The sequence below is a fragment of the Pseudomonas sp. GW823-FHT02C05 genome (genome assembly GCF_058797595.1).
Genome location: NZ_JBXAJU010000001.1, coordinates 1262305 through 1283789 on the forward strand (window position 1 = coordinate 1262305; position 21485 = coordinate 1283789).

Consider the following 21485-nt stretch of genomic DNA (forward strand, 5'->3'; position numbering starts at 1 on the left):
CGTTTCATTACGCAACTTTTACGGCGGTCATATGGATCTTGTCTTTCGCACTGCAACCCTCGAGGACTTGCCGGCGCTGGTGGCGCTGGAAGAGCAATGTTTCACCAGCGACCGGCTGACCCCGCGCAGCTTCCAGTGGATGATCAGCCGCGCCCATGGGCAGCTGCTGGTGGCCGAACAGCAGGCGCAGGTGCTGGGGTATGCCCTGGTGCTGTTTCATCGCGGCACCTCCCTGGCGCGCCTGTATTCCCTGGCCATCGCCGAAAGCGCCCGGGGCCTGGGGCTGGGCAAGCGCCTGCTGCAACGCATGGAGGCCTGTGCCCTGGCCCATGACTGCGCCTACCTGCGCCTGGAGGTACGCACCGACAACCCTGCGGCCATCGCCTTGTACGAGCGCAACGGCTACCGGCGCTTCGCCCTGGTCCCCGACTATTACCAGGACCACGCCGACGCCCTGCGCCTGGAAAAACGCATCCTCCAGCACCGCGAGACCCGCAGCATCCGCGTGCCCTATTACCAGCAGACCACCGACTTCACCTGCGGCCCCGCCTGCCTGCTGATGGCCATGGGCGCCCTGCAACCTTCACGGCCCCTGGAGCGTCGGGAGGAACTGCAGATCTGGCGTGAAGCCACCACCGTCTTCATGACCTCGGGCCATGGTGGCTGCAGCCCCCAGGGCCTGGCCCTGGCGGCCTGGCGCCGCGGTTTTGCCGTGCGCTTGCAGGTCAACAGCAGCGGGCCGCTGTTTCTCAACGGCGTGCGCGACGAACATAAAAAGGACGTCATGCGCCTGGTCCACGATGAGTTCTGCAAGGAACTGGATGCCAGCGAAGTGCAGCAGGTGCTCGGCGGGCCGCTGGACCTGCCCGGCCTGTTGCGTGAAGGCGGCCAGCCCCTGGTGCTGATCAGCAGCTATCGCCTGACCCGCTCCAAGGCGCCGCACTGGGTGATAGTCACCGACTGCGACCAGGACTTCGTCTACCTCCACGACCCGGATGTCGACCACAGCCAGCACCGCCAGCCCCTGGACTGCCAGCACCTGCCGGTGAGTCACGGCGAGTTCGCCAAGATGTGCAGCTTCGGCAGCAGCAAACTGCGCGCCGCGGTGATCCTCTTCCCCCCGCGAGCCCACCCGTAGGAGCCGGCTTGCCGGTGAAGAGGCGCAGCCTTGCGCGGCCCCTGCCAGCGCCTTCGCTGGCAAGCCAGCTCCTACAGCAGCCAGATACGCCCCGCAGCCGCCCCCCGTAGGAGCCGGCTTGCCGGCGAAGAGGCCCGCAGCCTTGCGCGGCCCCTGTGGGCGCCTGCAAGGGAGCCCGGGGCTATTGCAGGCCGACTTTGTACAGCGTGCCCTGGTCCTCGTCGGTGAGGATGTAGAGGTAGCCGTCCGGGCCCTGGCGCACATCACGAATACGCGCCTTGAGCCCGCCCAGCAGGCGTTCCTCGTGCTCGACCCGATCACCGTTGAACTGCAGCCGGATCAACTCCTGGCTGGCCAGGGCGCCAATGAACACGTTGTGCTGCCAGGGCTTGAAGCGGTCGCTGTCATAGAAGGCCATGCCGCTGATGCCGGGGGACTTCTCCCACACATGGTGCGGCGCCACGGTGCCGGGCGCTGTCTGGCCCACGGCCTCGGGGATCGGCTGGCCGGAATAGTTGATGCCGTGGGTCGCCAGAGGCCAGCCGTAGTTCTTGCCGCGCTCGATGATATTGATCTCGTCGCCACCCTTGGGCCCGTGTTCGTTCTCCCAGAGGGTGCCGCTCCAGGGGTTGAGCGCCGCCCCCTGGGGGTTGCGGTGGCCGTAGCTCCAGATCTCCGGGCGCACCCCGGCCTGGCCGACGAAAGGGTTGTCATCCGGCACCCGACCATCCGGGTACAGGCGCACGATCTTGCCCTGGAGCTTGTCCAGGTCCTGGGCGGTGGGCCGGTCGTTGTTTTCTCCCAGGGTCACGAACAGGTAGCCGTCGCGGTCGAACACCAGCCGCGAACCGAAGTGATTGCCCGTGGACAGCTTGGGTTCCTGCCGGAAGATCACCTGGAAATCCTTGAGCCCGCTCAGGTCATCGCTCAAACGGCCACGGCCCACGGCGGTGCCGGCAGTCCCGCCCGCGCCGCCACCTTCGGCATAGGACAGATACACCATGCGGTCCTGCTTGAAGTCCGGCGACAGCGCCACATCCAGCAAGCCGCCCTGGCCCTTGGCCCAGACCTTGGGCACCCCGCTCAGGGGCGCCGAGAGCTTGCCGTCCGCGCCGACCAGCCGCAGGTTGCCCGGGCGCTCGGTCACCAGAATGCCCTGGCGGTCCGGCAGGAATGCCAGGGCCCAGGGATGGTCAAGGCCGGCAGCCACCGGAGTCAGGTTCAGCGTGCCCTGCTCACTGGGAAAAGCCTGGGGTGTGGCGGCCATGGCGGGCACGGCACTGCCCAGCAAGACGCTGGAGCACAAGGTGGCGATAAGGGTTTTACGCAACATGCTCGCTTCCTTTTGTCGATCGAGAAAATCCTCGGTAGCAGGTTTCGCACCTGCCGCCAGGGTGGCAGGACAGTGCTTCAGCGCCGGTTGCCGGGATCGCTGTCGCGGGGGCTTTGCACCCGGGGATCAGGGTTGGGTCGCTGCACCCCGCCACGCGGGTAGCCATTGCCGATGCCACCGTTCTCAAGGGTTGGCGGGCGACCGGTCGGAGCGGTGCTGGGGCCGCGCACGGGCGGGCTGCTGGGCTGGGTGCCCTGCATGCTGTTGGGGTTGGCGCGACGGATGGGGTTGCTGTAGGGGTCGTTGTTGCCGCTGCTGGGCAGGTTCTGCGCCAATTGCAAGGGGTGTTGATGGGTGGGAGGTGCTTCAGGGGCGCCAGCCCAGGCGGCGCCGCTGGTCCAGACCAGCGCGATGAGTGCGGCAAACCCGCGAGCCAGACAGTTCATGACAAGCCTCCTGAGGAGCGACAAGGTATCGAATTCGATTCCACGCTACGCCCAGGGTTCGGCTTTGTTAACTAAATAATCCTTCAGAACATGTAACACCCGGTATCCACGGTGCCTTCATCTGCAAGCGCTGGCTGGCCTGCGAACGGGCCCTTTGGCCGTGCCTCTGGCTCAAGGATACGTTCGCCGGCAAGCCCGCTCCTACACCGCGGGGGTGCAACGTCAGATATAGATGAACAGCAACAGCAGTGCAGCGAAGATCGCCCACTTTTCCAGGTAGTAGCGCGTGCGGTTGCGCTTTTTCAGTTCTTTGCCCCGCAAGCGGATCTTGTACAGCTTGTTGAAGGCACGGTTCAGGCCACCAGTCTTGTCACCGGCATCGTTAGGCGCGCCGGCGGCGGACATCACGGTACGGCTGAACCAGCCATTGAACGCAGCGGCCCAGCGGTACTTCATCGGCCGCTCGACATCGCAGAACAGAATGATGCGGTTCTGCTCGGTGGTGTTTTCCGCGTAGTGAATGTAGGTCTCGTCGAACATCACCGCTTCGCCGTCGCACCAGTGATAACGCTCACCGTCGACCTCGATGAAGCAGCCTTCGTTGTTCGGCGTGGAAAGACCCAGGTGGTAGCGATAGGAACCGGCATAAGGGTCGCGGTGACGAACCAGGCGCGAACCAGGCGGCAGCTCGGCGAACATCGCAGCCTTGATCGAACCGATACTCTGCACCAGCTCGGTGGTGCGTGGGCACAGCTTCATCGCCGAAGGGTGACTGTCGCCGTACCACTTCAGGTAGAAGCGTTTCCAGCCGGTCTTGAAGAAGGAGTTGAAACCCACATCGTTGTACTGGTCCGAGCGCTTGATCTCGCCGGCCTGCAGCAGGCTCTGGCCTTCGGCACGGATCTCTTCCCAGTGTTCCTGCAGCTTGTTCATCTCCGGGAAGTCGGCCGGGTCCAGGTACGGCCGATTGGGGTACTTGGAGAACAGATAGAGGAAGCAGTTGATGGGCGCCAGGAAGGTCGAGTGATCACTGAGCTGGCGGCCCAGTTTATGGCGCACGCGCCCCCGCAGGTGTACGTACGCAATGGATAAAACGTATACAGCGGCAATGATGAGTTTCACGGAAATCGTCACACGTCAGAAGAGAACATGCTGCGCCTCTGAAAGCCCGGAAGGCCAAAGGCAAATTGCAGCGTCTGAGTTGAAAAAAGCGTAACCGGCGACACTCTTCGTCGCAGGTTCGACCCTCGGCATCTGGCCGTCGGCTGGCATTTTAGCCACAGTTTGTAACCAATGGTTAACTCATATTTGTTAAAAGCTGCGCTCCTTTCGTTGAAAGATGCGGGTATTGCGCCGGCTGTTGATTCAGCTCAACAAAAGCCGCTCGGTGCCGGTAGCGACCCGCAAGGGACTGTGTTGCCGGGCCTTGCCGAGGTATCCTGCGCGCCGCTGCCCTCTCCTCTTCGGCAAGGATTCCCGACTTGATCGACCCCAATCTCCCGCCAACCCTGGTGCTGCTGCCGGGCATGGATGGCACCGGCACCCTGTTCGAACCGCTGCTCCAGGCCTTGGACCAGCATTGGCCGGTACAGGTCTTGCATTATCCCGGCGATCAGCCCCTGGGCTACCCGGCCCTGGTGGAGCGGGTGATGGCGCAATTGCCGACGAACCGGCGATTCATCCTGTTGGGCGAGTCCTTTTCCGGCCCGGTGGCGGTGAGCGTGGCCGCCCGCAATCCCGAAGGGCTGATGGGCCTGGTGCTGTGCAGCAGCTTTGTACGCAATCCGCGCCCGCGCCTTGCGCCTTTGCAGCCCCTGCTCAAGGTACTGCCGGTGCAGCGCCTGCCGTTCTGGCCCATGGATGCCCTGCTGCTGGGCGGTTTTTCCACCCCGGCACTGCGTCAGGCACTGGCGGCGGCGATCGCCCAGGTGGCGCCGCAGGTACTGCAGGCCCGGTTGCAGGCGGTGATCGCCGTGGATGTACGCCAGGCCCTGGCTGCCAGCCGGGTGCCGCTGCTGTACCTGCGGGCCCGCCAGGATCGCTTGGTGCCCCCATCGGCTTCGGCCCTGGTCCGGCAACTGCGCAGCGACGCCCGGCTGGTGGAGATCGAGGCGCCCCACTGCCTGCTCCAGGCCGCGCCGGCCGCGGCAGCGGCGCAATTGCAGCACTTCCTGAACGACCTGCTGGAAGCGGCTGCCATGCCCGTCAGGGGTTGAGCATCGTCTGCCCGCGCTAAAATCCCTGCCCCTGTGTCATACAACTGCTCGTTTACATATGCGACAATGCGCGCAAATTTCAACATGCACCCCGCACTCTTCGCTCAGCAACCTGGCCTCTTGGCCGGAATGTTGCGCTCGACGTACGCCCGCTGGCTCAGTTCCACACCCATACCGGTCCGACCTGGAAGGCTCCAGATCGCGCCCTGTGGATTTAAGGTCGGCGCTAAAACATTGGTAGGTAAGTAATTGATCTCCACAGCTAACATCACCATGCAGTTCGGCGCCAAGCCGCTGTTCGAGAACGTTTCGGTCAAGTTCAACGGCGGCAACCGCTACGGCCTGATCGGCGCCAACGGTTGCGGCAAGTCGACCTTCATGAAAATCCTCGGTGGCGACCTCGAGCCGTCCGGCGGCCAGGTCATGCTGGAACCGAACGTGCGCCTGGGCAAGCTGCGCCAGGACCAGTTCGCCTACGAAGAATTCACCGTGATCGACACCGTGATCATGGGCCACGAGGAGCTGTGGAAGGTCAAGGCCGAGCGCGATCGCATCTACTCGCTGCCGGAAATGACCGAAGAAGACGGCATGGCCGTGGCCGAACTGGAAACCGAATTCGCCGAGATGGACGGCTACACCGCCGAGTCCCGCGCCGGTGAGCTGCTGCTGGGCCTGGGCATTCCCCTTGAACAGCATTTCGGCCCGATGACCGAAGTCGCGCCAGGCTGGAAACTGCGAGTTCTGCTGGCCCAGGCGCTGTTCTCCGATCCGGAAGTGCTGCTGCTGGACGAACCGACCAACCACCTGGACATCAACACCATCCGCTGGCTGGAAAACATCCTCACGGCGCGTAACAGCACCATGATCATCATTTCCCACGACCGGCACTTCCTCAACAGTGTCTGCACCCACATGGCCGACCTGGACTACGGCGAGCTGCGCCTGTTCCCGGGCAACTACGACGAGTACATGATCGCCGCGACCCAGTCCCGCGAGCAGTTGCTGTCGGACAACGCCAAGAAGAAAGCGCAGATCGCCGAGCTGCAGACCTTCGTCAGCCGCTTCTCGGCCAACGCCTCGAAAGCCAAGCAGGCCACGTCCCGGGCCAAGCAGATCGACAAGATCCAGCTGGCCGAAGTCAAGCCGTCTAGCCGCGTCAGCCCGTTCATCCGCTTCGAACAGACCAAGAAACTGCACCGCCAGGCGGTGACCCTGGAGCGCATGTCCAAGGGTTTCGACGGCAAGACCCTGTTCCAGAACTTCAGCTTCACCGTCGAGGCCGGCGAGCGCGTAGCGATCATCGGCCCCAACGGCATCGGCAAGACCACTCTGCTGCGCACCCTGGTGGGCGAGCTGACCCCGGACGCCGGCACAGTGAAGTGGACCGAAAGCGCGGAGCTGGGCTACTACGCCCAGGACCACGCCCATGACTTCGAAGACGACGTCAGCCTGTTCGACTGGATGGGCCAGTGGACCCAGGGCGAACAGATGATCCGCGGCACCCTGGGCCGGATGCTGTTCTCCAACGACGAGATCCTCAAGTCGGTGAAGGTGATTTCCGGTGGTGAGCAAGGCCGCATGCTGTTCGGCAAGCTGATCCTGCAAAAGCCCAACGTGCTGGTGATGGACGAACCGACCAACCACCTGGACATGGAATCCATCGAGGCGCTGAACCTGGCCCTGGAAAACTACCCGGGCACCCTGATCTTCGTCAGCCACGACCGTGAGTTCGTATCGTCCCTGGCCACCCGCATCATCGAGTTGAGCCCAAGCGGCGTGACCGACTTCAGCGGCACCTACGACGACTACCTGCGCAGCCAGGGCGTGATGTTCTAAAGACAGCGGCAAGCGGTAAGCGACAACAAAAAAGCCCCGTCCAGTGTGACGGGGCTTTTTTGTATGCCCCCTTCGCTCGCAGGTGCCGGCTTGCCGACGAAAAGGCCCGCCAGCCTTGAATCACCCGGCGGGCGCCTTCGCTGGCAAGCCAGTTCCGGCACGAACCCACAGGCCTCTGTAGGAGCCGGCTTGCCGGCGAACAGGCCCGCAAGACTTGCACCGCTCCTGCCAGCGCCTACCGGGTGCGGGGAATAGATAGTTAGCCTGCTTTCTTTTATGTTCACGGCACGCGATGATGCAGGCCTCTAACCGCCGCCCGCGAACGAGCCTTCATGCCCGAGCCACAAACGCCCGCTCAAAGCTCCATGGCGATCACCCTGCAGATTGTCTCCATCGTCTTCTATACCTTTATCGCCTTCCTTTGCATCGGCCTGCCGATCGCGGTGTTGCCAGGTTATGTCCACGAACAGCTGGGCTTCAGCGCGGTGGTCGCCGGGCTGACCATTGGCGCGCAATACCTGGCCACCCTGCTCAGCCGGCCCATGGCCGGGCGCATGTCGGACACCGTGGGCACCAAGCGTTCGATCATCTACGGCTTGCTGGGGATTCTGCTCAGCGGGGTGCTGACCCTGGTTTCGGTGCTGCTCGTCCAGTGGCCGCTGCTGAGTCTCGCCGTGCTGCTGGGCGGGCGCCTGCTGCTGGGGGTGGCCCAGGGCCTGATCGGGGTCGGCACCATCAGTTGGTGCATGGGCCAGGTCGGCGCGGAGCACACCGCGCGGTCTATCTCCTGGAATGGCATTGCCTCCTACGGCGCTATCGCCATTGGTGCACCGTTGGGGGTGCTGATGGTCCAGCAATACGGTTTCGCCAGCCTGGGGGTCGCCCTGTCCTGCCTGGCGGCCCTGGCATTGCTGCTGATCCGCAACAAACCCTCGGTGCCGGTGGTTCGCGGCGAGCGCCTGCCGTTCTGGGCCGTGTTCGGGCGCATTGCACCCTTTGGCGCCAGCCTGAGCCTGGCCTCCATCGGCTACGGCACCCTGACCACCTTCATCACCTTGTTCTACCTCAGCCGCGGCTGGACCGGCGCGGCCTATTGCCTGACGGTGTTCGGCGTGTGCTTTATCTTTTCGCGGCTGCTGTTCATCACCTGCATCAGCCGTTTCGGCGGCTTTCGTTCGGCCATCGCCTGCATGTGCGTCGAAACCCTGGGCCTGGCCCTGCTGTGGCTGGCGCCCTCCACCGGCTGGGCCCTGGTGGGGGCCGGGTTGACCGGCTTCGGCCTGTCGCTGGTGTACCCGGCCCTGGGAGTGGAGGCCATCAAGCAAGTGCCCAACAGCAGCCGTGGCGCAGGCTTGAGCGCCTATGCGGTGTTTTTCGACCTGGCACTGGCCATCGCCGGGCCGTTGATGGGCGCGGTGGCGTTGAACCTGGGGTATTCGTGGATTTTCTTCTGCGCCGCCCTGCTCTCGCTGACCGGCCTGGGCCTGACCCTGATGCTCAAGCGCCGGGCCGGCGCCTGAGTCATTGATCGGCGGTCTGCATCCCGGCCCGGCTTGGCCGGCCCAGGGTATGGGCGAAGAAGTTGCCGGCTTCGAGAATCAGGTTGCGGTGGATGTCTTCACGGTCGACGCCGTCGGCATCGGTGCACAGCGCCGGCATCGCGGCCATCTGCTGTGCGGAACAAGGCGCCATGAACACGAAATGCCCGGCGCCGGCCAGCAGCTTGAAGTCCGGGGCCACCGGCAGTTTGCGCGCCAGGGCCGCGGCGTTCTTGTCCAGCGCCACCAACTGGTCGCCATCACCACTGTAGAGCAGCACCGGCACATGCACCCCGGCCAGGGTCTGGCGGCCGAACTTGAGGCTCAGGGGGGCCAGCAGCATCAAGGCATGCACCCGGGGGTCGGCCACCGGTTGCAGGTCGTCGCGGTCGACGATCAGTTCGCCCTGGGTGTTGCAGGCATCCCGGTCATTGGGGCGCTCCTGGCAGTAGCGCCGCAAGCGGTCCAGGTCCGGCGTGGCGCCGGAGAGAATCAACGCGGTCTCGCCACCGGCGGAATAGCCGATCACCCCCACCTGGTCGGCATTGACGAAGGGCGACAGCATCGGGTCGCCGAGGGTTGCGGTGATGGCTTCGGAAATCTGGATCGGCCGCCCGTACAGATTGCTCAGGGTACCCAGACGGCTGTGGTCCTTGGAGTTGTCGCCGGGGTGAATCACCGCCACCACGACAAAGCCCTTGCGTGCCAGAGAGGTGGCCAGGTCATGCAGGGCCAGAGGGGTGCCAGTGTTACCGTGGGACAGCATCAGCATCGGGAAGCGGCCGATGGCGATCTTGGCATCCCGCGAGGCAGCGATCTGATAGCCCTCAAGCTGGCTGCCGTGCTCGATACCGGTGGATGGGTAGAAGGCGATGGCGCGCATCGGTTGCCGGTCCAGGGGGTCGAGAAAACTCATCTCGTGGAAGCCCACGCTCCAGTGCGGATGCGGCCCAGGGGCGGCCTGCACCGAAAGCAGGCTGCTGAGCAGGCAGATCAGTAACATTGCACAAAGACGTTTCATCGCACGCCCACCTTTGCCGCCGGATCGAGAAAGCCGTTCTCCCCTGCCATCCCTTGCCGCCAAGGCCTTGCAGCTGTACCACGCCGTAGCCAGGGATGCACAAGCCGGGAGCATTGCTCCGTGTGCTGCATAACCCGGGCCAGAAACCCTGAACACCACAATAAAAAAACTCCGCACCCTGCCCACTTCATGCGGTGAGCAGAATACAGAGTTTAGTGGCCCTTGCCGTGCAGCAAAGGCTCTTTACACAAGCCTTACGCGGCAGCGAAGAGTTGCTGGCTGATCTGCGCCTGGGCGTCGCTCATGGCTTTGCTGCGTACTTCCTCGCCGTAGGCCAGGCCATGGGCGCGAACGAATTCGACATCGGTGATGCCGAAAAAGCCGAACAGCACTTTCAGGTAGTCCTCGTGAGCCACGCCAGTGGCCTGGCCCACGTGCAGGCCGCCGGAAGTGGAGACCACAATCACTTTCTTGCCGCCGCACAGGCCTTGCGGGCCGGCTTCGGTGTAGCGAAAGGTCTCGCCAGCCACGGCGATGCGGTCGATCCAGGCCTTGAGTTGGGTGGGAATGGTGAAGTTGTACATCGGCGCGGCGACTACCACGGTATCGGCAGCCTTGAATTCGGCCAGGGCCTGAGCGCTGAGTTGGGCCTCATGCTTCTGCGCGGCGTCACGCAGCTCCGCGGCGGTACCGGCAGCCACCAGGGTGGCGGCGGAGAAGTGGCTGATGGCGTCATTGGCCAGGTCGCGGTAGGTCACCACGGTGGCCGGATGAGCGGCTTTCCAGGCCTCGACCACACTGTGGCTGAGCTGACGGGAGGCCGAGTTGTCACCAAGAATGCTGGAATCGATATGCAAGAGTTTCATCTGGGATCTCCAAGTGAGGACCGCCACTGGGCGATCGGATGTGGGCAATCCTACAGATGAAACCAATAGCTGATTAGCCGGTATAAATGCGATAGTTCGTCCCATCAGCAGGACAATCGAGCGAAAAATCATCATGCAAGACCTCAACGACCTCTATTACTTCGCCAAGGTGGTGGAAGCCGGTGGCTTCGCCGCCGCCGGACGGCTGCTGGGCATTCCCAAATCGCGGCTGTCACGGCGTATCGCCGAGCTTGAAGAACGCCTCAACGCCCGGCTGCTGCAACGCACCACCCGGCAACTGAGCCTGACTGCCGTGGGCGAGCGTTACCTGCGTCACTGCCAGGCCATGCTGCTGGAAGCGGAGATGGCCGACGAAGCCGTGGCCAGCATGGCCAGCGAACCCCGCGGGCGCCTGCGGGTGTCGAGCCCGGTGGGCCTGGCCCACGAACTGCTGACACCGCTGGTCAGCAGCTTTCTGGAGAAGTACCCCCAGGTGCAGCTGGAAATGCTCCTGCTCAACCGCCGTGTCGACCTGATCAACGAGGGTGTGGACGTCGCCCTGCGGGTGCGCGAGCTGGGCGACGAAGACCCGCTGCTGGTGACCCGGCGCCTGCGCCGGGCCCAGACGGCGATCGTGGCGACCCCAGACTTCCTCCGGCAATACCCGGTGGAGCATCCGGAAGACCTGCGGCGCGTGCCGATTCTCGGCGCCTTGGAGGCCGACCGCCTGGTGCACCTGCGCCTGCTGGACCAGCAAGGCCAGGCCTGCGACCTGGCCCTGGAGGCACGCCTGGGCATCGACGACTTCATCGTGCGCCGTGCCTGTGCCCTCGCTGGCCAGGGCTGCACTGTGCTGCCCATGCTGTATTGCGAGGAGGAACTGGCCAGCGGCCAGTTGGTGCAGATGCTGCCGCAATGGTCATTGCCCGGCGGCTGGCTGCAGGCCGTGTATCCTCACCGCCGGGGTGTGATGCCGGCCGTGCGCGCCTGGATCGAGCACCTGAGTGAATCCTTCGAACGCTGCGGAGAACGACTGCTGTGAAAGCCCGAACCTTGAATGAAGAGCAAGTGGCGCAATTCTGCCTGGGCCTGCCGGGTGCGCGGGAAGACTACAAGTGGGGCGGTGTGCGGGTGTTCTCGATTGCCGGCAACAAGATGTTCGCCGTGCAGCACCTGCGGGGCGACTCGCTGGCCTTCAAGGTCGATCAGGAGCTGTTTCTCGGCCATGTCGACCGCCCGGGCATTGCGCCGGCGCCCTACCTGGCCCGGGCGCACTGGATCATCATGAACACCCCCTACCCCCTGGGCGCCTCGGAGCTCGAGGCGCTGCTGCAGCGCTCTCACCAGTTGGTGGTGAGCAAGCTGCCCAAGCGGGTTCAGGTGGGTTTGCTGCTCTAGAACAGGCTCAGCAGGCTGCTTTCCAGGAACAGCCGGTCGATCCAGAACACCTGGTGCAAGGCCACGATCAGCCAGAACACCAACTGGTAGGAGACCTTGCGGGTCTTGTGGCGCAACAGCTGCTGGGCCAGCAAGGCCCCGGGCCAACCACCGGCCAGTTCCAGGGCATGCAGGACGTTCTCCGGGGTACGCCGGCCCTCGGCCTGGGCCCGGCGCTTGTCGTGCCAGTAGACCAGGAAGGCCAGCAGGCTGACCGCGCCATAGGCGATCAGGGGAATGAGCGAAATCCCCTTCCACCACAGCGACAGCGAACCGAACAGCGGCAACCCGCACAGCAGTACGAACGCCAGCAGCTTGGCCCGGGGATGCTGGAGCCGCGCAGCACTGGCCGAGGACGCCGGGCGCCGGGCCGTACTCATGGCTTGGCCGCCGTCCAGTCGACCCAGCCGAACTGCCAGGTCGCCAGGATCAACAGGCCGAAGGCAATGCGATACCAGGCGAAGGCCGCGTAGCTGTGGCTGGCGATGAACTTCAGCAGGCCCTTGACCGCGATCATGGCGAAGACAAAGGCGGTGACGAAGCCGATGGCGAACACCGGGAAGTCATCGGGCTGGAACAGATGGCGGTACTTGTAGCCTGAATACACCGCGGCGCCGACCATGGTGGGCATGGCCAGGAAGAACGAAAACTCGGTGGCGGTCTTGCGCGACAGGCCGAACAGCAGACCGCCGATGATGGTGGAGCCCGAGCGCGAGGTGCCCGGGATCATCGCCAGGCACTGGGCGCAGCCGACCTTGAGCGCGTCCTTCCAGGTGATGTCGTCCACTGTCTCGGCATGCACCTGGTGCTGCCGGCGCTCGGCCCACAGCATGATGAGGCCGCCGACCACCAGGGCCGTGGCCACGGTAATGGGGTTGAACAGGTAGGCATGGATCAGGTCGGCGAAGATCACCCCCAGCACCACCGCCGGCAGGAAGGCGATCAACAGGTTGATCGTGAAGCGCTGGGCCTTGGGCTGGGTCGGCAGGCCGATCACCACATCGAGGATCTTGCGGCGAAATTCCCAGACAACCGCAAGGATCGCCCCCAACTGGATAATGATGTTGAAGGCCATCGCCCGCTCGCCGCCAAAGTCGAGCAAGTCGGCCACAATGATCTGGTGTCCGGTGCTGCTGATGGGTAAAAACTCGGTCAGGCCTTCGACAATCCCGAGTATCAATGCCTGTGCGGCGGTCCAAAGATCCATCAATTCCCCCATGAGGCGATGCTCGTGGCATGCCTCTTTTTAATTGGTCAAAGCATTTGCTGCGTCGAGCGTAGCCGAGAAATCGGCGCTCGTAAGATCAACACAAGCCCATGAAAATTATGTGAAAAGTTCAGAAAGGTTCAGGTTTTCGGCAAAGGCGCCGAAATCCTAACAGACAGGCGCAAAACACGCCGCGATGTTATTGGACTTCCGTAGGGTTGGCGTTGGAAGGCCAGCGTGCTTGGATGCTCCGGGCCTTTTATGACAAGAACAAGAATCTGGAGTGACCGGATGATGAATAGCTTACGCAAGATGTCCATCAGTCAGCGCCTGTGGCTGATCCTGATCGTGGCGGTGCTGACCCTGGTGACCCTGGGCGTGATGATGCTCAAGCAGATTCATGGGGACCTGTACCTGGCCAAGGCGCAGAAGACCCAGCACGTGGTGCAGACCGCCGCCGGCGTACTGAATTACTACCAGGGCCTGGAAGCCGCCGGCAGCCTGACCCGCGAGCAGGCGCAGAAGCAGGCGCTGCAGGTGATTCGCGGGCTGCGCTACAACCAGAATGACTACTTCTGGATCAACGACCTGACGCCGGTGATGATCATGCACCCGGCCAACCCCAAGCTCGACGGGCAGAACCTGGCCGCGGTCAAGGACCCGGACGGTTTCGAGGTGTTCAACGAGATGGTGACCCTGGCCAAGGCCAAGGGCGGCGGCATGGTGGACTACCGCTGGCCCAAGCCCGGCGCCGAGCAACCGGTCCAGAAGACCTCCTACATCCAGCTGTTCCAGCCCTGGGGCTGGATCATCGGCTCCGGAGTCTATATCGACGACCTGCAGGACGAGTTCTACGCCCAGGTACTGCGCGCCTCCTCCATCGGCCTGGTGATTGCCCTGCTGATGGCCGCCCTGGTGGTGCTGATCGTGCGCAGCATTGTCAGCCCGCTGCGCGAAACGGTGCACGCCATGGCCAACATCGCCAGCGGCGAAAGCGACCTGACCCGCAGCCTCGACACCCACGGCCAGGACGAGGTCACCGAACTGGCCCGGCACTTCAACGGCTTTACCGCCAAGTTGCGCGGTGTGGTGATGCAGCTGCAATCCAGCGCCGCAGCCCTGGAACAGTCCTCCAGCGAACTGGGTAGCAACGCCAACGACGCCCAGGAGCGCAGCCAGCAGCAATCCCAACAGATGGAACAGGTGGCGGCCGCTATCAGCCAGGTCACCAGTGCAGTCCAGGATGTGGCGCGCAACGCCGAGCACGCCGCCACCGAGGTGCGCGAGGCCGAGGCCCAGGCCCAGCAGGGCCAGGTCAACATCGACGGCAGCTTGCAGCAGATCGACCAGCTTTCGGTGACCATCGACCAGGCGGTGGAAGTGATCCGCACCCTGGCGGCGGAAAGCACCCAGATCGGCACGGTGCTGGAGGTGATCCGCTCGATTGCCGAACAGACCAACCTGCTGGCCCTGAACGCTGCAATCGAGGCGGCCCGGGCTGGGGAACAAGGGCGCGGCTTTGCCGTGGTGGCCGACGAAGTGCGCCTGCTGGCCCAGCGTACCCAGCAGTCCACTGCGGAAATCCAGGGCATGATCGAGCGCCTGCAAAACCACTCCGAAGCGGCGGTCAAGGTCATCGGCGATAGCAGCCGAGCCTCGCAACTGACCATCGAGCAGGCCGGGCTGGCCGGCGCCAGCCTCAACGCCATCGGCCAGGCACTGCGCAACCTCAACGGCCTGAACGCGACGATTGCCAGCGCCACCCTGGAACAGGCCCATGTGGTGGAAGACATCAACCACAACGTCGGCCAGGCAGCCGGCCTGTCCCAGGGCACGGCCCTGGCGGCCCAGCACTCCAGCGCCGCCAGCCGCCACCTCAAGGAGCTGTCGGAGCAGCTCAACGGCCTGTTGCGCCAGTTCCGCGTCTGACCCCTCGCTGAACCCAAGGCCCCGGACTGACGCCCGGGGCCGACTCTGGGTACAATCGCCCCCCTCCTCCATTTCCCCAAGGAACCGCCATGTCCGGGCTTGAACTGTTTGCCGCCGCCCTCGGCGTGATCGCCGTCTGGCTGACGGTCAAACAGAACCCCTGGTGCTGGCCCATCGGCCTGGTCATGGTGCTGCTGTACAGCTGGATCTTCTACGAGGTCAAGCTCTATTCCGACATGCTCCTGCAGGTGGTCTACGCGGTGCTGCAGCTCTATGGCTGGTGGCAGTGGACCCGGGGCGGCGAACAGCACCAGGGGCGGCCGGTCAGCCAGTTGCAGTCCAGCGGACTGCTACAGGGGCTGGCCCTGGGCGCAATGGGCAGCCTGCTGCTGGGGGCTGCCATGGCCCACTGGACCGACGCCGCGCAGCCCTGGCTGGACGCCGCCTTGACCGCCTTCAGCCTGGTGGCGCAGTGGTGGATGGCGCAGAAGCGCGTGCAATGCTGGCCGCTGTGGATTGCCGTGGATGTGATTTTCGTCGGGCTGTTCGTCTACAAGGAGCTCTACCTGACGGCGGCGCTGTATGCCCTGTTCACCCTGCTGGCCGTCCAGGGCTGGCGAGCCTGGCGCGCCGACCCGGCCCTGCAGTCGTGAAGGTCCTGGTACTGACCGGCCCCGAGTCCAGCGGCAAGAGCTGGCTGGCGAGCGAGCTGCAAGCCCACTTCGGTGGCATCCAGGTGGGCGAATACGTGCGCCACTTCATCGAGCAGCAGGGCCGCGACACCTGCCTGGCGGACATTCCCGAGATCGCCCGGGGCCAGCTCGCCTGGGAAGATCAGGCCCGCGCCAAGCAACCTGGACTGCTGATTCTCGATACCCACCTGTTAAGCAACCAACTCTGGAGCCAGACCCTGTTCGGCGACTGCCCGCCGTGGCTGGAACCCCAACTGCTGGCCCGCCACTACGACCTGCACCTGCTGCTGTCGCCGGAAGATGTGGCCTGGAGCGACGACGGCCAGCGCTGCCAGCCACAACTGGCAGAACGCATGGCGTTCTTCGAGGCTACCCGCCATTGGCTGGAGCAACACCGCCAGCCGTACCGCATCATTGGCGGCGACTGGCAAGCCCGCCGGCAACAGGCCTTCGAGCAGGTCCGGCAACTGCTGCAAGCGTGATCGGTGCAGTGCCGCAGGGCCACAAGTGTCCATCCCTGAAACACCTGCCTGGCCATCAGGCCGCCATTTTCCGCGGTGGCGCCCACGGCCGGGCAAACTGTTAAGCCCCTGATACACCCCCGCAGCAACCCCTGTTCCAGAGCGTTGCCCCGGTTATGGCCAATGGCCGTCGGGGGTACTTGTCTCATCCCTGAAACAGTCCCGAAAGCCGACGCCCCGCAGCGTTCGCAAGCCTTTGAATCTTAAAAAGAAACAAAAAGCGGCACGGCTTCTGCTCTCTTCCTCGCAACGCCGGCTAGGGCCAGCACTGAGAAGAAGGAATACCGCCGTGGGGACGCTGAATAAAAGTTTCACCCGCCTACTGCTGATCGGCTGCGCCGTCAGCGCAGTGTACAGCCTTCCGGTGATCGCTGCGGGGAATGGCGAAATCATCATCCAGCGCACCGTCCAGGCGCAGCCCATCGGCCGCGCACCTTTGCAAAAAGATCCCAACCCCGTCGAGGTCAACACCAACCCGTCGGTCCTGGTCAATCAGATGACCAGTAATGAAATGAGCGATGGCGACTTTGCCGGAATCAAGACCGGAGCGCTGGTCCGCGGCACGGTGCTGTCCGGCAGCGCCGGTGTACCCGGCATGAATGTACTGACCAACAACAACGGCCTGCCCGGCATGTCCGCCGGCCATGGCGGCGGTGCGGGCGCCAGCATCTCCAACTCGATCAACCGCAGCATCAGCTCCGGCATGGCTCCCTTGAGCAACATTGGAGGGCAATAACATGAGTCGCTCCCTGCTGTTCCTCGCCTTGCTGACCTGCACCGGGGCCATGGCCGACTCGGCCAGCCCAGTCACCGATACCTCGAACATCCAGAACTCCGGCGCAGGCTATACCGGCAACTTCAACGTCAACCAGGCCGCCGGCGACCAACAGCAACAGACCAACGTACGGGCCATTGCCATCGGCACCAACGCCACGGCAACCACCAGCGTGACCCAGAAGATCACCACCGCCGCCAGCCGCGCGGTCAACGCCAGCAGCACCATCGGCGGCAACTCTTTCAGCAAAGGCAACGGCGCACTGGGCGTGAACCAGTCGGCCGGGGCCAACAACCAGATGGCCAATGCCCTGCGGATCAGCATCAGTGCCAATCCGCAAAGCATTGACGACAGCGCCCTGTCGCAACAGAACGTGGCGCTGTTACCAGACTCAGGAGCAACTGGCACTCAACAAGGCAGCCGCCAGGTCGTTACCAGCGACCAGGCCTTCACCGGCAGCCGTGGAGTGATTCAGGTGAACCAGAGTGCCGGGGTGGGGAACCGAATGGCTAACACCCTGAGCATCCGGGTCGCAGATTGACCCCTCGTAGTGCAATTAGAAAGTACCAACACTTAACCAACTAATAAGCACCGGAGAAACACCATGAAACCTACAATGGCTCTCAAACCACTGGTTTTCGCACTGGCCGCCGTCATGGCAATGGCTGCTCAGGCAGGTGGTAACGATCATGGTAACAACGGCGGTCATGGCAACGGCCATGGCGATCACGATCAAGGTCCGGACCTCAGCACTCTGCTGCAAATCACCGCTGGAGCCGGTGCCGCAGTCATCGATGTGCAGAACAGCAACACCAACGTAGTGAAAAACCAGGGCACCAACAACAACGCCAAGGCCGACAACTCCCTGAACAACTCCAACGGCAACATGGGTGCCAACGTCGCCGCCGGCGACGGCAACCAACAAGACAATGCCGCTGCCCTGGCAACCGCTGACGAAAGCTTCATCTTCGGCAGTGCCGTGGCCGCTTCCAGCGCCACCCAGGTCAACAACAACAACTACGTGAAAAACTCCTCGACTCAGAACAACGCCGTGCTCAACAACTCCGGCAACAACGGTTCCGGCAACATCGGCATCAACGTGACCGCCGGCGACTTCAACCAACAGAAAAACAACCTGGCCATTGCCGTTTCCGGTGGCCGCGTAGCCACTGCCGCTGCTTCGGCCAACCAGCAGTCGACCAATCTGGTCGTGGATAACAAAGGTGTCCAGGCCTACAAAAAAGACACCCTCTCTGGCGGCTTCGTTGCCTCCGGCACCTACAAAGGCACCGGCAGCGGCAAAATCGAAGGTGGCGACGATCACAGCGGCCATGGCTATGGCGACAACAAAGGCCACGGCAACGACGATCAAAAATTCACCTTCAAAGAACAAGGCACCATCGAACTGGCTGGCTACTGGACCCAGCAAGTGCTGACCAAAGACGGCTGGAAAAACCCAGTGGTCAACAACGCCAGCATGACCAACTCGATGAACGGCTTCTCCGGCAACGGCGGCGCCAACGTCTCGGCCGGTGTGGGCAACCAACAAAGCAACTCGCTGTCCATCGCTGCTGGCTGCAAAGCCTGCATGTAATCGCGATCGTAACGAAAGCCCCGGAAACGGGGCTTTTCCACAGTCCGACTCAGGCGTAACGATCATGCGTACTGCGATCCTCTCTCTCTTGCTTTGCCTCTGTGCTCCAGTCCAGGCTGCGCAGATGGCGGTGGCCGGCCTGCCCGGTGGCAACCTGATCTTCAAACAGGTGCAGAGCGTGCGCGAGCGCAAGTTCAGCGACATCGTCGAACAGAAGACCGACTTCAGCTGCGGTGCCGCCGCACTGGCGACCATTCTGCGTCAAGCCTACTGGCTTGATGTCGATGAGGAGCACGTCATCAAGGGCATGCTGGTCAATTCGGATCAGGGCCTGGTTCGCACCCAGGGCTTTTCCATGCTCGATATGAAGCGCTACGTAGAAAGCATCGGCATGCGCGCCCGAGGCTACCGGATTCCGCCCGACAAGCTCGAAGCGGTGACCATCCCGGTGGTGGTACTGATGGAGATTCGCGGCTACAAGCACTTCGTGGTGATGCAGCGGGCGCAGAAAGGCTGGGTCTATATCGGTGATCCAGTGCTGGGCCACAAGCGCTACACCCATGATGACTTCGTCAAAGGCTGGAACGGTATCGTGTTCGCCATCATCGGCCCTGGCTACGACAAGGCCAACGCCTTGCTCGACCCGCCAGCCCCACTGACCGCGAAGAACAAGCTCGATAACTTCTACCCGGTCAGGGACGCGGACTTGATGGACTTCGGCTTCATCCAGAGCGACTTCTTCTAGAAGCGCAAACACTATAAAGGGGCAGGATGCTCCGGGAGCAGCAAGCAGATGAAGACTTCATACTGGCTGGCCGCCGCCTGCCTGGCAGCAGCTCTTCCAGCACATGCTGGTTTCAAGCCCGAACTCATCCAGGATCAGGAACTGTCGCAGTTGCGGGGCCGTTACGTCATGCCGGGGCGGATCATCAGCTTCGGCATTGTCATGAGCAGTACCTGGCGCAACGCCAGCGGTGACCTGATCGGCGCGTCCACTTCGCTGCAGATCCAGCAAGCCACGATCAAACCGCAATTCTACGTCTCCACCATCAGCCAGGCCGGCAATGGCACTACGCCCCCGCCCGGGACCGGCAACGTGATCGGCGGCGCAGGGCTGGCCAGCGGCCAGGGCGTAACCCAGAGCGTAAGGGCCGCCGGCGACGGCAACTCGGCCTACAACAACATCAATATCAATGTCACAGAAGCCAATCAGGCGCCGGCACTGGCGGCCGGTGTGGGGCAGGCATTGATCAGCGGCCAGACCATCACCGGCAGCAACGCAGCCGGCAGTGTGGCGGTGTCGGCCCTCAACGGTGGCATCCAGATGGCCATTCAGGCCAGCGGCAACCAGGGCAATGCCTTGCAGCAAGTGGCCCAGGGCAATTTGCTGCAGAACACCCAGTTGATGGGTAACAGCAACCTGGTGAACAACATGACACAGCTCAATGTGGTGCTCAGGAACAACGGTCCCAGCACCGGTGCTTTGGACTGTAATTTGAGTACGCTCAACGCTCTACGCAAATTCTGATCTTGAACTACGCTGATTCTCGACCATTGGGGTTCACAAGGGACGGTTTATTTCATGTATCGATCGGTTTCACTGCGCGCAATAGTCTGTTTAAGCACTCTATTCCCGGCGGCGCTGGTACAAGCGGCGCCGGACGCCGATGTAGAGACCCTGAAACGAGAGCTTCTGGAACTCAAGCAACGTTACGAAGTGCAGCAGAAGGCCCTCGCGGTGCTGGAACAACGGGTTCGCCAAGTGGAGGATCAACCGGCGGCTCCGCCTCCCAAGCGCCTGGCCAAATCACCTGCTGACCTGAAAGGCAATCAACAGGTCGCCGGTACTGGGGCCGGTGCCGCTTCCGGAGGCGCTGCAGGAGGCGCTTCCTATGGCCAGTCCCTCAAGGATGATTCGGAACCGGCACAAAGCGTCAGCAACCTCTACGACGAGGCCAGTGGTTTCTTTGGCGGCGGCAAGTTCAGCGTCGAGACCGGCTTGACCTATGCCCGCTACGATGCCCGCCAACTGACAGTCAACGGCTTCCTGGCGCTGGATTCGATCTTTCTCGGCAACATCAACCTGGACCGGATCAAGTCCGATACCTGGACCCTCGACCTGACCGCGCGCTACAACCTCAACAACCGCTGGCAATTCGATATCAACGCACCCGTGGTCTATCGCGAATCCACCTTCCAATCCGGCGGTGGCGGCGGCTCAGGCACCCAGACCACCGAAGAGTCGGTCACCCGCGACCCGACATTGGGGGACGTGAACTTCGGCGTGGCCTACAAGTTCCTCGACGAGTCCGAGTTCTGGCCCGACGCGGTGGCAACCTTGCGCGTCAAAGCCCCTACCGGCAAGGACCCATTCGGCATCAAGCTGGTGCAGTCCTCTGCCAACAACAACCTCTATGTGCCTGAAAGCCTGCCCACCGGTAACGGCGTCTGGTCGGTCACCCCCGGGATCTCCCTGGTCAAGACCTTCGATCCGGCCGTGCTGTTCGGGACTCTGGCCTATACCCACAACCTGGAAGAGTCCTTCGATGACATCAGCTCGACAGTGGGCAGCAAGACCCCCGGCAAGGTGCGCCTGGGCGACAGCTTCCAGATCGGCGCCGGTGTCGCCTTTGCGCTCAACGAGAAGATGAGTATGTCCTTCTCGGTTTCCGACCTGGTGCAGCGTAAAAGCAAGCTCAAGCAGGACGGTGGCGACTGGCAGTCGGTGGTCTCCAGCGATGCCAACGCCGGCTACTTCAACGTCGGCATGACGATTGCCGCCTCCGACAACCTGACCATCGTACCCAACCTGTCCATCGGCATGACCGAGGATGCTCCGGCCTTCACCTTCAGCCTGAAATTCCCCTACTACTTCTGACCCACCGGCAAAAACGCCAAGGCCCGCTGCGATTCCCCAATCGCAGCGGGCCTTGGCG

22 protein-coding genes and 1 pseudogene are annotated in these 21485 nt (G+C 63.2%); 16 read left to right on the plus strand and 7 right to left on the minus strand.

The genetic code is table 11. The features are described 5' to 3' along the window. Window positions 1–31 precede the first annotated feature (31 nt). A complete protein-coding gene (locus tag AC1RGE_RS05770; protein ID WP_019093958.1) occupies window positions 32–1138 on the plus strand; it encodes a GNAT family N-acetyltransferase/peptidase C39 family protein in 1107 nt (368 codons plus the stop codon). Between the two features lie 181 nt (window positions 1139–1319). Here the strand turns inward: AC1RGE_RS05770 and AC1RGE_RS05775 are convergent, their stop codons facing one another. From AC1RGE_RS05775 to lpxO, 3 genes are all read right to left on the minus strand, one after another. Beyond that, window positions 1320–2471 (minus strand): PQQ-dependent sugar dehydrogenase, encoded by a 1152-nt coding sequence (locus AC1RGE_RS05775; protein WP_065364102.1) that lies wholly within the window; start codon window positions 2469–2471, stop codon window positions 1320–1322. Between the two features lie 77 nt (window positions 2472–2548). Continuing rightward, window positions 2549–2917, minus strand: coding sequence for a hypothetical protein (locus AC1RGE_RS05780; RefSeq protein WP_011061391.1), 369 nt, complete (start codon window positions 2915–2917; stop codon window positions 2549–2551). Window positions 2918–3139: 222 nt separating this feature from the next. Further along, the gene (gene lpxO / locus AC1RGE_RS05785) at window positions 3140–4039 is read right to left on the minus strand and encodes a lipid A hydroxylase LpxO (RefSeq protein WP_492583653.1); all 900 of its coding nucleotides are present in this window, start codon (window positions 4037–4039) and stop codon (window positions 3140–3142) included. Window positions 4040–4398: 359 nt separating this feature from the next. Here lpxO and AC1RGE_RS05790 point away from each other — a divergent pair, with 359 nt between their 5' ends. From AC1RGE_RS05790 to AC1RGE_RS05800, 3 genes are all read left to right on the plus strand, one after another. Further along, the gene (locus AC1RGE_RS05790) at window positions 4399–5133 is read left to right on the plus strand and encodes an alpha/beta fold hydrolase (protein WP_011061393.1); all 735 of its coding nucleotides are present in this window, start codon (window positions 4399–4401) and stop codon (window positions 5131–5133) included. Between the two features lie 249 nt (window positions 5134–5382). Then, window positions 5383–6969 carry an ABC-F family ATPase gene (locus AC1RGE_RS05795; protein ID WP_011061394.1) on the plus strand — a complete coding sequence of 529 codons (1587 nt, stop codon included), beginning with the start codon at window positions 5383–5385 and terminating at the stop codon, window positions 6967–6969. Between the two features lie 332 nt (window positions 6970–7301). Continuing rightward, a complete protein-coding gene (locus AC1RGE_RS05800) occupies window positions 7302–8489 on the plus strand; it encodes an MFS transporter (RefSeq protein ID WP_019093956.1) in 1188 nt (395 codons plus the stop codon). Window position 8490: 1 nt separating this feature from the next. On the opposite strand, the gene AC1RGE_RS05805 is transcribed toward AC1RGE_RS05800, so the two are convergent. Both AC1RGE_RS05805 and AC1RGE_RS05810 read right to left on the minus strand, forming a co-directional pair. Next, window positions 8491–9528: an alpha/beta hydrolase family protein gene (locus AC1RGE_RS05805; RefSeq protein WP_011061396.1), complete on the minus strand. Its 1038-nt coding sequence runs from the start codon at window positions 9526–9528 to the stop codon at window positions 8491–8493. A gap of 254 nt (window positions 9529–9782) precedes the next feature. Next, window positions 9783–10394 (minus strand): FMN-dependent NADH-azoreductase, encoded by a 612-nt coding sequence (locus AC1RGE_RS05810; RefSeq protein ID WP_011061397.1) that lies wholly within the window; start codon window positions 10392–10394, stop codon window positions 9783–9785. A gap of 133 nt (window positions 10395–10527) precedes the next feature. Here AC1RGE_RS05810 and AC1RGE_RS05815 point away from each other — a divergent pair, with 133 nt between their 5' ends. Continuing rightward, window positions 10528–11436 carry a LysR substrate-binding domain-containing protein gene (locus tag AC1RGE_RS05815; RefSeq protein WP_011061398.1) on the plus strand — a complete coding sequence of 303 codons (909 nt, stop codon included), beginning with the start codon at window positions 10528–10530 and terminating at the stop codon, window positions 11434–11436. 11 nt (window positions 11437–11447) lie between these two features. Next, window positions 11448–11792 carry an MmcQ/YjbR family DNA-binding protein gene (locus AC1RGE_RS05820; protein WP_169891849.1) on the plus strand — a complete coding sequence of 115 codons (345 nt, stop codon included), beginning with the start codon at window positions 11448–11450 and terminating at the stop codon, window positions 11790–11792. Here the strand turns inward: AC1RGE_RS05820 and AC1RGE_RS05825 are convergent. After that, window positions 11789–12211, minus strand: coding sequence for a DUF1294 domain-containing protein (locus AC1RGE_RS05825; RefSeq protein ID WP_011061400.1), 423 nt, complete (start codon window positions 12209–12211; stop codon window positions 11789–11791). The two genes, AC1RGE_RS05820 and AC1RGE_RS05825, sit on opposite strands and share 4 nt — an antisense overlap. Further along, the gene (locus AC1RGE_RS05830) at window positions 12208–13038 is read right to left on the minus strand and encodes an undecaprenyl-diphosphate phosphatase (RefSeq protein ID WP_011061401.1); all 831 of its coding nucleotides are present in this window, start codon (window positions 13036–13038) and stop codon (window positions 12208–12210) included. The genes AC1RGE_RS05825 and AC1RGE_RS05830 overlap by 4 nt, the downstream gene beginning before the upstream one ends. Before the next feature lie 384 nt (window positions 13039–13422). Between AC1RGE_RS05830 and AC1RGE_RS05835 the strand changes: the two are divergent. The 10 genes and pseudogenes from AC1RGE_RS05835 to fapF form a co-directional block, all read left to right on the plus strand. Continuing rightward, window positions 13423–14109, plus strand: a pseudogene (locus tag AC1RGE_RS05835) (cache domain-containing protein); the annotation flags it as partial. Between the two features lie 123 nt (window positions 14110–14232). Then, on the plus strand, window positions 14233–14967 hold the full coding sequence (locus AC1RGE_RS05840; protein ID WP_370059502.1) for a methyl-accepting chemotaxis protein: 735 nt from the start codon (window positions 14233–14235) through the stop codon (window positions 14965–14967). 89 nt (window positions 14968–15056) lie between these two features. Further along, window positions 15057–15620 carry a nicotinamide riboside transporter PnuC gene (gene pnuC / locus AC1RGE_RS05845; RefSeq protein WP_011061403.1) on the plus strand — a complete coding sequence of 188 codons (564 nt, stop codon included), beginning with the start codon at window positions 15057–15059 and terminating at the stop codon, window positions 15618–15620. Further along, window positions 15617–16141: an AAA family ATPase gene (locus AC1RGE_RS05850; RefSeq protein ID WP_492583655.1), complete on the plus strand. Its 525-nt coding sequence runs from the start codon at window positions 15617–15619 to the stop codon at window positions 16139–16141. Before pnuC ends, AC1RGE_RS05850 begins: the two co-directional genes overlap by 4 nt. 328 nt (window positions 16142–16469) lie before the next feature. Beyond that, on the plus strand, window positions 16470–16916 hold the full coding sequence (fapA, locus tag AC1RGE_RS05855) for a functional amyloid chaperone FapA (protein WP_019093951.1): 447 nt from the start codon (window positions 16470–16472) through the stop codon (window positions 16914–16916). A 1-nt stretch (window position 16917) separates the two neighbouring features. Further along, window positions 16918–17496, plus strand: a complete 579-nt coding sequence (fapB, locus tag AC1RGE_RS05860) for a fibril amyloid subunit FapB (protein ID WP_011061406.1) — start codon at window positions 16918–16920, stop codon at window positions 17494–17496. Between the two features lie 63 nt (window positions 17497–17559). Continuing rightward, window positions 17560–18549 (plus strand): amyloid-like fimbrin subunit FapC, encoded by a 990-nt coding sequence (gene fapC / locus AC1RGE_RS05865; protein WP_011061407.1) that lies wholly within the window; start codon window positions 17560–17562, stop codon window positions 18547–18549. 64 nt (window positions 18550–18613) lie between these two features. After that, entirely contained in the window at window positions 18614–19294 is a 681-nt protein-coding gene (gene fapD, locus AC1RGE_RS05870) for a fibril amyloid maturation endopeptidase FapD (protein WP_011061408.1), read from the plus strand. Window positions 19295–19342: 48 nt separating this feature from the next. Beyond that, a complete protein-coding gene (gene fapE / locus AC1RGE_RS05875; protein WP_011061409.1) occupies window positions 19343–20077 on the plus strand; it encodes a fibril amyloid subunit FapE in 735 nt (244 codons plus the stop codon). 54 nt (window positions 20078–20131) lie between these two features. Further along, entirely contained in the window at window positions 20132–21427 is a 1296-nt protein-coding gene (gene fapF / locus AC1RGE_RS05880; protein ID WP_011061410.1) for a fibril amyloid transporter FapF, read from the plus strand. Window positions 21428–21485 lie beyond the last annotated feature (58 nt).

Excerpts from the sequence above, each read along its gene's own strand:
- fapE (WP_011061409.1), top strand. The coding sequence starts at position 19,343 with ATGAAGACTTCATACTGGCTGGCCGCCGCCTGCCTGGCAGCAGCTCTT.
- AC1RGE_RS05775 (WP_065364102.1), bottom strand. The coding sequence starts at position 2,471 with ATGTTGCGTAAAACCCTTATCGCCACCTTGTGCTCCAGCGTCTTGCTG.
- AC1RGE_RS05830 (WP_011061401.1), bottom strand. The coding sequence starts at position 13,038 with ATGGATCTTTGGACCGCCGCACAGGCATTGATACTCGGGATTGTCGAA.
- AC1RGE_RS05770 (WP_019093958.1), top strand. The coding sequence starts at position 32 with ATGGATCTTGTCTTTCGCACTGCAACCCTCGAGGACTTGCCGGCGCTG.
- AC1RGE_RS05815 (WP_011061398.1), top strand. The coding sequence starts at position 10,528 with ATGCAAGACCTCAACGACCTCTATTACTTCGCCAAGGTGGTGGAAGCC.
- AC1RGE_RS05810 (WP_011061397.1), bottom strand. The coding sequence starts at position 10,394 with ATGAAACTCTTGCATATCGATTCCAGCATTCTTGGTGACAACTCGGCC.
- fapD (WP_011061408.1), top strand. The coding sequence starts at position 18,614 with ATGCGTACTGCGATCCTCTCTCTCTTGCTTTGCCTCTGTGCTCCAGTC.
- fapB (WP_011061406.1), top strand. The coding sequence starts at position 16,918 with ATGAGTCGCTCCCTGCTGTTCCTCGCCTTGCTGACCTGCACCGGGGCC.
- pnuC (WP_011061403.1), top strand. The coding sequence starts at position 15,057 with ATGTCCGGGCTTGAACTGTTTGCCGCCGCCCTCGGCGTGATCGCCGTC.
- AC1RGE_RS05805 (WP_011061396.1), bottom strand. The coding sequence starts at position 9,528 with ATGAAACGTCTTTGTGCAATGTTACTGATCTGCCTGCTCAGCAGCCTG.
- fapF (WP_011061410.1), top strand. The coding sequence starts at position 20,132 with ATGTATCGATCGGTTTCACTGCGCGCAATAGTCTGTTTAAGCACTCTA.
- fapC (WP_011061407.1), top strand. The coding sequence starts at position 17,560 with ATGAAACCTACAATGGCTCTCAAACCACTGGTTTTCGCACTGGCCGCC.
- AC1RGE_RS05800 (WP_019093956.1), top strand. The coding sequence starts at position 7,302 with ATGCCCGAGCCACAAACGCCCGCTCAAAGCTCCATGGCGATCACCCTG.
- AC1RGE_RS05840 (WP_370059502.1), top strand. The coding sequence starts at position 14,233 with ATGGAACAGGTGGCGGCCGCTATCAGCCAGGTCACCAGTGCAGTCCAG.
- AC1RGE_RS05825 (WP_011061400.1), bottom strand. The coding sequence starts at position 12,211 with ATGAGTACGGCCCGGCGCCCGGCGTCCTCGGCCAGTGCTGCGCGGCTC.
- AC1RGE_RS05780 (WP_011061391.1), bottom strand. The coding sequence starts at position 2,917 with ATGAACTGTCTGGCTCGCGGGTTTGCCGCACTCATCGCGCTGGTCTGG.